Below are 13,795 nucleotides of genomic sequence, written 5' to 3' on the forward strand. Positions count from 1 at the left end.
AAAGCAACAAACGTTGTTGTTATAAATTGATTAAAAAGAGTTCCTTCGTTAAATTTAACGAAGGAACTTTTTTGTTTTCCCGCAACGTCACAAAATATTGTTATCTCAGTTTTAATCACTAATTAATTTGTCAAACGCTTATGTTTTTGAAGATTCATTTTGTGAATATCCCGACAGATTATACAATGAAATCATTATTTAACTATAATAGTTTTGAAAGAAAAGTTTTTGATTGAAATAAGCAAAGCAAAACCACCTTGCAGAACTAACTTTGATGAACTGATTAAAACTACATATTATGAAAAAACAATTACTTTTTATCATGTCCTTTATTTTTGCCAGCACTATGGCATTTGCACAAGCTATTATAACAGTGGATGCAGCAGATCAAGATTTCACTATGATTTCACCTTTAGTAACTTCAGTTTCTACTGGTACGGCTGCAACTATTTCAGAAGCACCTGCTACAGCAAATCGTACTCAAATAGTGGCTGATGAAGCTGGTTCTAACGATGTTGCTGGTACGTTTGACCTTGTTGCTCAAACGTCATCAGGTACTATTGACGGTACTATTTCATTTGATTTTAGAAAAAAAGAAGGAAATACATTGGCTATAAAAATTACGGTTGGGTCTGAAACACCACAAACATTCACATATAGTGAAACTGATGGTGGTACTGGTACATATCAAGTATTATCTGCTACTTATGCTGGAGTTGTTACATTTTCAACTACACCAACGCCTATTACATTTGAAATTACAGATTTAGATTTAGGAACTGCACCATCAGTTACTGCAGCCAGATTATATAAATTTAACGTTACTGATAAGAATGTACCTGAACCACCTTTGGATGCAGAAGCTGTTTTAGAAGCTGGAAATGAATGGTACCATAACTATAGCCCAGATACATTTAGCGTAACACTTAATGAGGTACTAGGCGGTGAGTTTTTAGAACAAGGATCAGCAGTAGCGACACCAACTACTACAGGGAACAGCAGTCCATTAGTTGCCAAATTTACAAAAGGAGAAGAAGTACACTCACAATTAAAGTTTCAATTACCGGCTGTAATTACTTCAGCAAATCAATCAGCTGCTATTTTTAAAATAAGAGCTTATGCACCATCAACCAATGTAGATGGCAGTTCTGGTAGAAGGTTAAGATTGTTTTTGAGAGATGGAATTGAAACAGTAGGCCAAAAGAACGTAACAATTGATGTTACTGTTTATGATCAATGGCAAGAATACACCTTTGATTTTACAGAAGTTACACTTGTAGAAGGTGTATCTTATAGTACTGTAAACCTATTAATAGATCAACCAGATGCTGAATTTCTCGCTACAGGAAATGTATATTATTTAGATGCTTTTCAAGGACCAGCTGGAGTTACATTATCTACAAATGAATTTGAATTAAATAGTGCTTCTATTAATGTTTATCCTAACCCTACAAAAAACAGTTTTCAAATAGATTCTAATAATCGCATCGATAACGTAGAACTTTATAATATTACAGGCCAGTTAATAAAGACGTTTAGTGAAGTAACTAATTATGATATTAGTGATTTAGCAACAGGAATTTATATTGCTAACATTAAAACGCAATTTGGCTCTAAAACAATAAGAGTTGTGAAAAATTAAAGTATTTGATTAAATAGCAAATTAAATCAAAAAAGAGTTCCTTAGTTATATTAACTATGGAACTTTTTTACTTTTCTACAACCTCTGCAAAGCATATTTATACTACTTGTTTTATAAAAACACATCTCGAAGGTAGGGCTTTAAAAAAACATAATAAGCACTCTAATTTGAGATCTAAGAGATTTAATTAGTAATGAACACATCAAAACTTTTAATACTACTTTTTCTGACCTTGTCTATTAGTTTATTTGCTCAGTCTGAACCACCAATTAAAGGGATCGTTTTAGATGAAGATAAAGCGCCTTTAGACCTGGTTTCCGTAGCGCTTCTAAAACAAAAGGATTCTACATTTATCAATTATGCGCTTACTGATGTTAAAGGTGAATTTGCAATTTTTGATACTCCAAAGGACTCACTGTTACTACAATTTTCATATTTAGGGTATATAACGCATTTTGAGACTATTCATTATAAAAACCAACCTATAGATATTGGTAATGTCATTCTTAAAGAAGATACTTATGAATTAGATGCCGTAACGCTATCTGCAGTAATTCCTATTCAAATTAAAGAAGACACAATTGCTTTTAATGCCAATTCTTTTAAAGTGAACCCAAGTGATAATCTAGAAACGCTTTTAAAAAAATTACCAGGTATAGAGGTTGAATCTAATGGGAAAGTCGTTGCAAAAGGTGAAGAAGTGACCAAAATATTTGTCGATGGTAAGGAATTTTTTGGCGGAGACCCGGCTATTGTATTAAAAAATTTATCGGCAGATGCCATTGCAAAAGTTGAAATTATTGATAAAAAAAGTGATGAGGCAGAACTGACAGGAGTCGATGACGGTAACAAACAGGTTGTGATTAATTTCACATTGAAAAAGACGAAAAAGAATCAAGGTTTCGGAAAGGTATCCGCAGGTATGGGATTAGATAGCCGCTATTTTGGCAATGCTAACTATAATAAATTTTCGCCAAAAACACAGTTGGCAGTTATTAGTAAATACAATAATATCAATATTACAGGCTCTAATATTCAGGGATTTTTAGAAAATGCTGATGGTATTGCTGATGAGTCTGATGATGATAACAGTACTGCTGCTCAATCAAAAAGTTTAAGTGGGTATTTAAAAACAGGTGTTGTTGGCATTAATATAGGTCATGAGTTTAAAGAGAAAGAGTCTCTAAATGCGGACTATTTTTATAATCTTTCGGATAATCGTGGCACATCCTTTTCCAAAAGAATTTCTTTTGCCAATACTAATAACTATGATTATGAAGCTGATAATAGGTTTAATAAAGAGTCAAATAATCACAATTTTAATTTTAATTATAAAAACAAATCGAATAGGAGTAACAGCCTTACTATTAAAGGGCGTTTAAATTCGGATGCACTAACACAGTATTCAATGAGAGATGGATTTTATTATACAGTAGATGGTGATTTAGTAACTTCAAACAAACAAAATTATAGTAATACCACCATTAAAAAGTCACTCGACTTTGACATCAATTTCTTTCAAAAATTAGCTAAAATAGGGCGTAGTTTTAGTGTTGGGTTTAAAACCAAAATATACGAGCAAAGTAAGGACAATGAGCAGGCCACTTTTATAATTAGGAATATTAACACCGATAATCCTTCAAATAGAGACATTTTTGCACTTAGAGATGAAGCGTTTAATAACGGTTTGTATAATTTCAATTTTAAATTTACAGAACCCATAGTCGGAAATCATTACCTAAAGTTTCAATTCTTTTTAAGAGTCTTAAATCAAAATGAAGATATTTATCAATTTAAAACCTTTGCATCTGATGACGATGAGGATGAACTCCTTAGCTATAAATACAATCATAGAGAAAGTAGTTTGCAAAATCGATTTGGCTATAGTTATAGCACTAAAAAATTGAATATATTTTCTGGTATTGAGCTTCAAGAGCTCGATCGATCGTTTGGTGTCATTACAGAAGATCGTTTTACTAGTAACCAATTTTATGTTAATCCGTTTTCCATAGTGCAATACAGACCTCAAAATGGTGTAAAATACCGTTTGGTCTATAATAGAAAAATACGCAGCCCACGAACTTCAGAAAGCTCAACAGTTATCAATGATCTCAATCCTTTTTACATAAGAAAAGGAAATCCTCAGTTAAAAACAGAAAAGACGGACGATATTTCTTTAATTGCTAATATCTTCAATTACAAATCATCATTAAACTTTACAAGTAGGATTAAGTACCAGTTTTCAAAGGATGCTATTATTCAAAACATTGCTATAGACGATGACTTTGTTAAAACGAGAAGCTATATCAATAGTGGAGAGCGACAACGATTGTCCGCTTATTTTAATTTTAGTAAAAAAATAAAAGGCTTAGGAATTCGCTATGCTATAACCAATAGCAGTTTTTATAATACGTCAACGTCATTAATTAACTTACAACTTAACGATGTGGTTTCAAAAGATATCTCAATGGGGTTCTCTTTAGAAAACGCGAATAAGAATGTTGTAGACTTAAAACTAGGGACTAATTATAGCGTTAATAATACGTCATTTTCTATAGAGCAAGACCTCAATAGAACCTATAGAAAGCAACATTACTATTCCGCTATGGATTATGATTTTACAGAGAAACTAAATTTTAATACCCAATTTGATTATTTCGTATTTTCAGATAATCAGTTTGCTACAGATTTGCAACTTCCTATATGGAATATGGCTATTTCCTATAGTATTGGAAATGGCCCTAATAGTCTTAAACTGGTTTTTATAGATCTTCTTGATAAAAACGTTGATTTCGAAAGACGAAGCACGACTAACTTTTTTGAAGAAACCACCTCAGAAAGTTTAGGACGCTATATGATCTTGAGCTACACTTACCGATTAGGTAACCGAAAGCAACAAAACGATTAGAATTCTAAGAAAACAATAGAAAGCAGTCTTATTCCTTCAATAATTTTAAAGTCGATTTACTATCGCCTTCATATAAAACGTGCGAAAAGGATAGGTCGGTTGTTGCGGTTTGAGATATCGATGTCTTAATACTAATTGTCGAATTCGAATGTTTTTGCATTAGGTAAATTACGCAAAACACGAGTTGCTAATTCTTTGTGCTGTCTAAATTTGCCGTTTACCAATAGAAGTAAAATAGATCCTGGAGAACTCAAAACCTCAGTAATTATAGTGTCTTCATCTTGTAATTATGGCGAAAAAAAAGGCATATTTATGTATGTTGCGATTGAACCGTTTTTAATCCAAGTTATCTGCCACTAAATATTTGGTTTTATTCATACATTGCATATTATCATTTTATTTCGTCAACTTTAGAATCGTTAATTGACACTAAAAAAAAATGCCCTTTCGCATCAGATAACGTATCTCTTCGATGCAAAAGGGCAATTTTTAATTCTATAAAATTGAACTTATTCCTTCAATAATTTTAAAGTCGATTTACTACCATCTTCATGTATGACTTGCAAAAAGTATAAGCCTGTTTTGAGCTCTGAGATATCGATGTCTTGATACTGATTATTAAATTCGTATGCTTTAGCGCCATGTACACTATACAATACACCTGATGCTACGGATTTTGAAAGACTAAAAGTGCCTTTAACCGGATTAGGAAATAATTTAAGTGCTTCTCTATTATCTAGCACCTCATCAACTCCTAAGCTACTTAAGTCTAAATGATATGTAACAGCGTAAACTCTAAATCTTGGTGTAGTATCTATAGTAGCATTGGAAAGGTTAGTTACTAAAAACTCCATAGTTTGCGCCGCTTCAGTTATTGTTGTTGGCGTATCAAATTCATAATTTAAATCAGCTGTACTGTTCGTACTTGTGTATTCAAAACTTTGAGTTTCGCCGCCAATAGTAACATCAAAGTTTGCCGTATCACCTGCAAGTGACCGCACTCTAAATACTATCTTTTCACATAATACAGATTCAGTAGCTTTTACATTGATATTAAAACCATCGCCTCCGCCTTCTGTTCTCATTTGTACAAATGCACCACCAGTAGTGGTATTTCCTATCAATTCTGCATATACATCTGTACTTTCTGGTTCAAATTGTTGTTCTTCTTCCGTTGTATTAAGCGTTATTTCACTAAGTGGTTGTGTAGCTCCTAAAACATTAAAGAAGAGATCTACAAATCTTACTCTTGGTGTTAACCCACCCGAATTAGAAAGTGAGGTTGTGATGACCTGTATTTCTTTAGATGACTGTGTAAATGTCACTGGAGTATCAAATTCAAATAATTCTGGAGTATTATTATTTGTACTTGTATATGTAAAACTTTGTGTTTCTCCATCAATAATAATATCAACATTTACAGTATCTGCTGATTGAGATATAATTCCTAATGTAATTTTATCACAAGTTATAGTTTCAACATCTGCAGGAGCTTTTACATAAAATTTTGCTCCATCTCCGCCTTCTTCAGTCCTTGCTTGTAAATAAGCTGTACCACCTATAGTTGTATTCCCAATTAACTCAGCATATTCATCTACTACTTTAAAAGCTTGTTCTCCAACAGCGTTAGCAAGTATTATCTTATAAGGGTTAAATATTGATATGGCATCCGATATGACTACAAAATTATTTTCATCTATTAACGTAAACACAACTCCTGTAGCTACTTCTGGCACATCGGCTGTAATCACGTTACCATCTATGGTTGCAGGAAGTTCAAACCACTCTTCTTCTGGTGTGTCTACTTCTTCTATCCTATAAAGCAAATAAGCCGTTTCAATAATTGCATCTCCAGGATTAGTAGTTAGCGTTGCTGTGGCTACACCTGTATTTTCATCATAAACTGTTGAAGTTATAGAAGGAACAATATCTTGATTAACTAAAGGATCACCATTATAATCTGGATTAAAATGTGGTGTTCTTGTATCGTTTTCAGCTAAAAGCGTCTCTAGGTTTAAGATCATTTCATTTTTAAGCGATACAGGCATGGTATCTATAACATCCACCATCTCTTCGATATCACTGTCAGATCCATCGTCATTATATAATTGGTAGGCTTTATAATAATCTCCGTTATCATAGATTTTATACAATTTATAATTTCCACTTCTAATAGCTGAAGATGCTCTTTCGTCTTGTCCATGTGGGTAATGCCAAAAAAGGTCTGTTCTTTCAGTATTGTCACTATTTTTTATTTCTGTTTCAGTGCCACTTAAAAAAGGAAATAAACTTACACCATCTAAATTGTTCAGAACATTTGCATCAAGAACGGCATCTGCTCCAGTAACCTCCATAATTGTAGGATAAAAATCTAAATGAGAAACTATGTTATCATATACTTGATTTTCCACAATACCAGGTCCAGTTATAACAAATGGCGTACGCAAACCGCCTTCTTTGGTGTGTGTTTTCCCTAAATCTAAAGGAAAGTTATCTGTAATAATTTCTGACCCATGATTTTCTGCACCTCCATTATCTGAAGCAAATATGATATACGTTGTATCAAATAATTTCATCCCTGGATTTCTTGGGTCATCAGTCTCTTTTAAATAATCTACTACTCTCCCTAAACTCCAATCTAAACTCGCAATCATCGCTCCATAATAGGGATTTGTTTGGCCTGGAGTGGTAATATTTGCATCTGTTGTAGGCACAGGAATTCCTAATTTATCACAATAATATTCTAGTAATGCTAAATCTCTTGTTTGTATTGGTGAGTGAACTAACCAGTGAGCCATGTATAGAAAAAAGGGTTCCTCTTTGTTATCATCCATAAAATCCAATGCTAGTTCTGTTACAGCATCATAAGGTCTTCCATCTGCGTCTAATCGATAAGGATCATCTTCTGCATCTGTAGCAAAGTCAACAGATCGGTCTCCCATACTTCTCGTAATTCCTCTATCGGTGTCCTGATAATCAAACCCTTGGTCTACAGCTTCCGGATAAATATTGTGATTAGCTGCCATATGCCATTTACCAACATGACCAGATACATATCCTAAAGGATTTAATGCTTCAGCTATGGTCACTTCGTCTAGTTGTAATCTACCAGGATAATATGACTCTATAGTTTTATTTGAAAGTTTAACTTTAGGTATTTGCCCTCCTGCGACATGAGTCATTTTGGTTTTAAGAGGCATTCTACCACTCATTGTACCTCCTCTTGACGGTGCACAAGTTGGTGCTGAAGCATAGGCTTGTGAAAAATTAGCTCCATCCTCAGCCAATGCTAACATATTAGGTGTTTCCCAAGGAACAACATCTCCAACATCATTTAACTGAGTGTCCTGCCAGCCTAGATCATCTGCATAAATAAAAACAATATTTGGTTTAATTATCTCTTGACCATTTATTTGTGGTAAAAAAAGAATGCTGAATAATAAAAGTAGTGTTGTGTTTCTCATCATAAAATTAGTTTATTTAAAAAAGTTTTATCAAAAATTACATTAGTTACAAATACTTATTTTACTTGGATACTATTATTTTTCGAGTGATGCTATAATTATTTCCATTCGAAAGCTTAATAAGGTAAATTCCTGATTTTAAAGTAGACACATCTAATTGTGTGGTCGTCGTGCCATTAGTCCATGTTTTATTCAGTACTTTAGTTCCTAGTACGTTTAGGACCGTTATGTTATTTATATCTGTAGTTGTTCTAGAAATTGTGAGTCGATCAGCTACTGGGTTGGGATACAACTTAACATCTGATTGATTAGTAAATTCATATGAATTTGTACTTAGCGTTTCACCGACTAGATAAGCCCCATCTGGTCTTACATATGGTTCAAAATCGGGTACAGGACTAGAAAGAAGTCTATCGTTAATTGCTTTCATAATAAGCATTTCATCAGCCATCATATGGCCTTCATCAGCATTAGCATTAGATATTGTAGTTGCAAAGGTAACACCAGCATTGGCATCTATTAGAATTTTAGTAAATCTGTAAGCATCTTCTATTCCAAATATTAAATTTGCGGAACTAACATGCCATTTATCTCTAATAGGAAACCATGCATGTTTTAATACTTGTTTTTTTTCATACATTGACCAAGGATTACCAACCATAGCAGGTAATGTAAACTCTTCGTATCCCCAAGAATTTGGTGGAGCACCACCAGCTAACGCAGAGACATGTCCTCTTGTAAAATCTTGAGAAGTATTGTTTCCTCTAAAGTTTGATACATCATAGTCTCTATCATCTTCATCATCAACTCCATCAGAATCAACGGCAACTAATACGCCATCTATATAATGTTTATGACCAAACTCAGACACTGACATAGCAGCTCCAGGATCGGCATCTTTAAACATTTGAACAAAATCTTCTAAATTTCCATCGTCAAGAAGTACTCCTGTTGTATCAAACCAATATCCATCAGCATACTCTGCTATCGCAGGAATAAATCCTTGAACTAAATCTCTGTAAGCTAAATATTCATCTCCATTAAAATTAGCTGTATAATAATCTACCCAAGCCGCTTTCGTTTCATCACTTGCTCTATCTAAATAGTTAGAAGATATGTACAAAATAATCTTCTTATCTGCATCTTTAAATGTTTGCAAGACGTCCAGCATGATTTGTTGATTCTCTGCAGTAGGAACTAAACTTTCGTGTATCTCTGTAGCTACATCTACATTAGTATTATCTCTCATTGTAAAATAATGAGAGTGTGCAAAATAACTAAGGTTTGTAATAACGTGCCCTGCAGCTGGAAGTTCAGCAACAACCTCTTGCGCACCTCCTAATGGGTCATGGCCTGTAGCAACTTCTGCATCTAACCTTTCACCACCAAAAACAGGAAATGTAACTCCCCATGAACCCTGTAACCAAGCAGCTGGATGATTTCCTACGGTAGCGGTTTGATCTGTTGATCCGTATATCTCATCTATATAATAAGTCATGGCTGGTTCTTCTATACTACCATTAGCAAAACCTATTGTCATAAGGTCATAGCCATCAACATGTGGAACCACAATATTTTCAAAATGAAACGTAAACGTTTCCCATTCTTGTCCAACTGTAAAATTCAATTGTTCATAAACACGTTGTCCTTCATCAGAACTATCAAAAAACACTCTTAATTTTGAATTGTTTGTAGTTAGCTCATCAGTAGGTATATCAATATAGGCTTTAAACGTAACTGTATAATCGGTTAAATCTGTTACGTAATTGAATAAATTAAATTCCAAAAAATCTTGTGTACCTTCAACTCTATTAAATTTAGAGACAATAGTGTGTGTATTAATTCCTGAAGTATTAGGGTTTGGAATGTTTCCTGTTAAATTTGTAGGTACATCTTCTTCGGCTGTAAACTCAATTTTACGCGTATTCGTTTGATCTTCTAACCACAAAAATTGTGCATTAGAAATCTGTACAAATGATATTGAAAATAAAAAAATATATAAAAACTTTGACATAACGGTAATTGCTTAATTTATTTAATAGCCTCCAAATAAATCATCATTTTCATAGTTTGAAGACCATGTAAAAATAAGATTAGAGACTTAACTACATTTTCTCTCATTCACTAAATCATTGCTCTATACTACCAATTTCACGTTATACAGTGGAATAGTGCTATTATTTATATATAGTATTTTAATTCAACCCTTTAACCAAAGCGAGACTTAAATCGACCATTTATTTAAATTAAGCAGATTTGCATAGTGGTTTCAATAGCCTCTGAATTGCGTTTTAGTAATGATATAGTTGAGGTAATATGAATAAATAACAAAAGAAGCACTATAGAATTAAATCCTATTGTGCTTCTTTAAATATGAAATAATTTTAATTATTTAACGGCAATTGCTTTAGTTGCAAATACTTTAGTAGTTTTTTGGTAGCCACCATCAGGATAACCTATTAAGTAATTGTTTTCGTCAATTAAATTAAAAACATAGTGCGTTGTGCCTTTTGGTAAAGTTACAGAAACATTATCATCTCTAAGATTCATAGAAACAGGAAACCAAATTTCACCACGTACACCACCATTAGTTGTATAAATTAATTCTGCTTTTACCACCTTAGCTCCATTGTTTTGATATTTTAACCAAACATTTTTACCATCTATGCCATGCTCAACAACAGTAGGTATTTTAGATTTATTAGGTAACGCAGATTTACCAGTTGGATTTAAATAAGGATATCTTGCATTTAGTTTTTCTAATCGTTCTGTTAAAAGACGATTCATCTCATTTGTTTTCTCTGGCATTTTTTCTGCTAGATTTTGAGATTCTTCAATATCCACACGTTTAGAACCATTTTCGTACAATTGATATAAGGCTAAATCTGTTTTTTCTTCAGTAGCCGTATATTCACGTACAAGTTTAAAGTCTCCAATTCGTAATGTAGATTGCATAGCGCTGTTTGGAAAGTGCCACATCATCGTATTTCTTGGTTTTCCGGTTTTAGGATCTAAAACTAATTTAGCATCTGTTGGGTCTTTATCTAGTAATGTAGATAAATCAGCACCATCGAATATTTGATTTGCATCTTTTGGAGTGTTTGTCCAACTTAATATCGTAGGATAGAAATCCACACCATTTACCATAACATTAGATTCTGTATTTGCAGCAATATTTGGTCCTGTTATGATTAGTGGTACTCTTACACCACCTTCTTTTGCATTTATCTTTCCTTTGTCTAAAGGATAGTTGTCTGTAATAATTTCTTTTGTATGTTGTTCCATACCACCATTATCTGAAGTAAAAATAACATAGGTATTTTCGATTAACATATGTCCTGGCCATCTTGGATCTTCTGTTTCTTCAAGATATGTAATCAGTTGACCAGTGTAATGATCTATCATTTCTACCATGGCAGCATAATAGGCATTTTTTTGACCCTTTTCGTCCCACATATCATTCTTTTTTGGGTACTCTAAACCTAATTTCTCATAGTATTTACGCAATAAATCTTCACTTCGTGTCTGAATAGGCGTGTGTACTAATCGAGAGCAATAGTAAAGAAAAAATGGATCTTTTTTATTTTGGTCCATAAAATCAATACCGTCTTGAGTGATATCATCAAAAGGAAAACCATCTTCGTCTAGTGTAAATGGATCTGAAGAATCCGTCGTTGCAAATCCTTTTGTACGATCGGTCATTCTTTTATGAGCGCCAAAACCATGTTTTGAGAAATCGAATCCTTGATCTTTAGGTTCAGGATAGTCTGTTACAGCAATACCAACGTGCCATTTTCCTGAATGTCCTGTTTTATAGCCATTAGATTTAAGTGATTCGGCAATCGTTACTTTAGAAATATTTAATGCACCTCTCATCCAAGGACTAATTAAGGTAGATGCATGATTAAAAGGCAATGGTGGATGTCCACCTCTTACACTAGTTCTTTCTAAACGCACTGGATGTTGGCCAGATAAGATTGCACCTCTAGACGGAGAACACGTCGTTGCAGGAGAATACGCTTGCCAGAATAAAACTCCCTCTTTAGCTAATTTGTCTATGTTTGGAGTTTCGAATGGAGAAGGCTCGTCAATATCATAGCATTTTACGTCTTGCCAACCTAAATCATCGGTTAAAATTAATACTACATTTGGCTTTTTTGGTCTTTCTTGTGCAAAACTGCTTGACATAACTAAACAAGCCATTCCTAATAGAAATACTTTTTTCATGATGATTATTACTTAATTGTAAAACTAATTTAGTTCAGACACAAGGGTTTTACATCTTTGTCTGTACACGTTTAAAATCTCTAAATAGTCTTTATTCCCAACCAAGTTATTCTGTTCTTTTGGGTCGTTGATAATATCAAATAATTCTTCGTAAATCGGTTGTTCATCCGTTTCAATAGATTGATTTGGAACATATTTATTTCGGTCATTTTCTTTACTAAAAGAGCGAATGTATTTAAACTGTTTACTACGCACTCCTTCCTGTCTAGGGTAACCTTGATCTGTAAATAAGTTTTCTAAAAAGATGTCTTCTCTCCAATCTGTATTTTCACCGGCAATTAGTGGAAGCATACTTTTACCTTGATAGGATTCCGGTGTTTCTACACCACACATTTCTAAAATAGTTGCAGGAATATCTTGACCAACCACTAATTCATCAACTACTTTGCTTTTTGTTTTATCGTTGAAAAATGGGGAATACACAATCATTGGCACATGTACAGATTCATCATACAAAATGGTTTTTCCGCCTAATCCATGTTCGCCTAAAAACAGACCATTGTCGGAGCAAAATATAATAATGGTATTATCCGCTTCACCAATTTCTTGTAAAAAGGCACGTAAATTCCCTACCATTAAATCGATAGCATAATTAGCGCGATCCATTTTTAGCTTTTCATTTAATAATTTGCCTTTATTAGACGTGACATAATATTTCATTAAATCGGATGTTGCATACACTTCTTTAGGCAAACTAATATCTTGAGGATAGTCATCTGGTAATTCCATTTTATGCTTTACATCATCGTATTTTGTTTTATAATATTCTGGATCTGTGTTTTCCGATCCCATACCACCAATGCTAGACGCATGCGGAAGATTTAAATTAATCCATGCCGAAAAGGGTTTGTTAGGATCTCTTTTCTTCAATTGATTTTTAATAGATGGGTCTGCGTTTTTATAAAAGTAATCATAGGTTTCATCTTGTGACAAATAAGCTTTGGTCGCTTCTAAGAACCCTTCTATTTGTGTTTTGTTTTTAAGGTTAGCAAACTGTTTGTGTCTTTTTGCAGGATAAAACCCCAAATGACCATTACCATAATAAGCAAAGTCAGTATCTTTATTTAAAGGTGTATTTCTTTTATCTCCAATTTTGGTATGGTGTTTTCCAATAAAAGCAGTTGAATATCCAGCTTGTTTTAATTGCGACTGCCAACTGTCTTGATATGACTTTTCTGAAATCACATTATTAGAAACAGAGGTAAACCCAATTTTATTTTTTCGTTCCCATTGTGCTGTAAAGATATTGGCTCTACTTGGACCGCAAATAGGACTTGTAATGTAGGCGTTGTTAAAAAAGACACCTTCTTTTGCTAACTGATCGATATTTGGTGTTTCCGCTATTGGGTCGCCTGTCATGCTCAGAGAATTATACCGTTGGTCATCTGAAAAAATAAAAATGACATTCGGTTTCTTTTGTTGTTCTTGTGCTTTGCATGCTATAAACGAAGCGCATATAAAAATGCAGTATAGAATAGATTTTTTCATGAGTTT

General features: G+C 33.4%; 6 protein-coding genes. 2 read left to right on the plus strand and 4 right to left on the minus strand.

The window, feature by feature from the left end; translation table 11 throughout:
* The first annotated feature begins 298 nt into the window (after window positions 1-298).
* Window positions 299-1,642, plus strand: a complete 1,344-nt coding sequence (locus HM986_RS16645; protein ID WP_179336176.1) for a T9SS type A sorting domain-containing protein — start codon at window positions 299-301, stop codon at window positions 1,640-1,642.
* Between the two features lie 193 nt (window positions 1,643-1,835).
* Window positions 1,836-4,550 carry an outer membrane beta-barrel protein gene (locus HM986_RS16650; protein ID WP_179336177.1) on the plus strand — a complete coding sequence of 905 codons (2,715 nt, stop codon included), beginning with the start codon at window positions 1,836-1,838 and terminating at the stop codon, window positions 4,548-4,550.
* 509 nt (window positions 4,551-5,059) lie between these two features.
* Here the strand turns inward: HM986_RS16650 and HM986_RS16655 are convergent.
* The 4 genes from HM986_RS16655 to HM986_RS16670 form a co-directional block, all read right to left on the minus strand.
* Window positions 5,060-8,017 (minus strand): sulfatase-like hydrolase/transferase, encoded by a 2,958-nt coding sequence (locus HM986_RS16655; protein ID WP_179336178.1) that lies wholly within the window; start codon window positions 8,015-8,017, stop codon window positions 5,060-5,062.
* Window positions 8,018-8,075: 58 nt separating this feature from the next.
* On the minus strand, window positions 8,076-10,028 hold the full coding sequence (locus HM986_RS16660; protein ID WP_179336179.1) for a T9SS type A sorting domain-containing protein: 1,953 nt from the start codon (window positions 10,026-10,028) through the stop codon (window positions 8,076-8,078).
* 374 nt (window positions 10,029-10,402) lie between these two features.
* Entirely contained in the window at window positions 10,403-12,241 is a 1,839-nt protein-coding gene (locus tag HM986_RS16665) for a sulfatase (RefSeq protein ID WP_218841455.1), read from the minus strand.
* A 24-nt stretch (window positions 12,242-12,265) separates the two neighbouring features.
* The gene (locus HM986_RS16670) at window positions 12,266-13,789 is read right to left on the minus strand and encodes a sulfatase-like hydrolase/transferase (RefSeq protein WP_218841456.1); all 1,524 of its coding nucleotides are present in this window, start codon (window positions 13,787-13,789) and stop codon (window positions 12,266-12,268) included.
* Window positions 13,790-13,795 lie beyond the last annotated feature (6 nt).

It is taken from the genome of Winogradskyella costae, assembly GCF_013403865.1.
Taxonomy (GTDB): domain Bacteria; phylum Bacteroidota; class Bacteroidia; order Flavobacteriales; family Flavobacteriaceae; genus Winogradskyella; species Winogradskyella costae.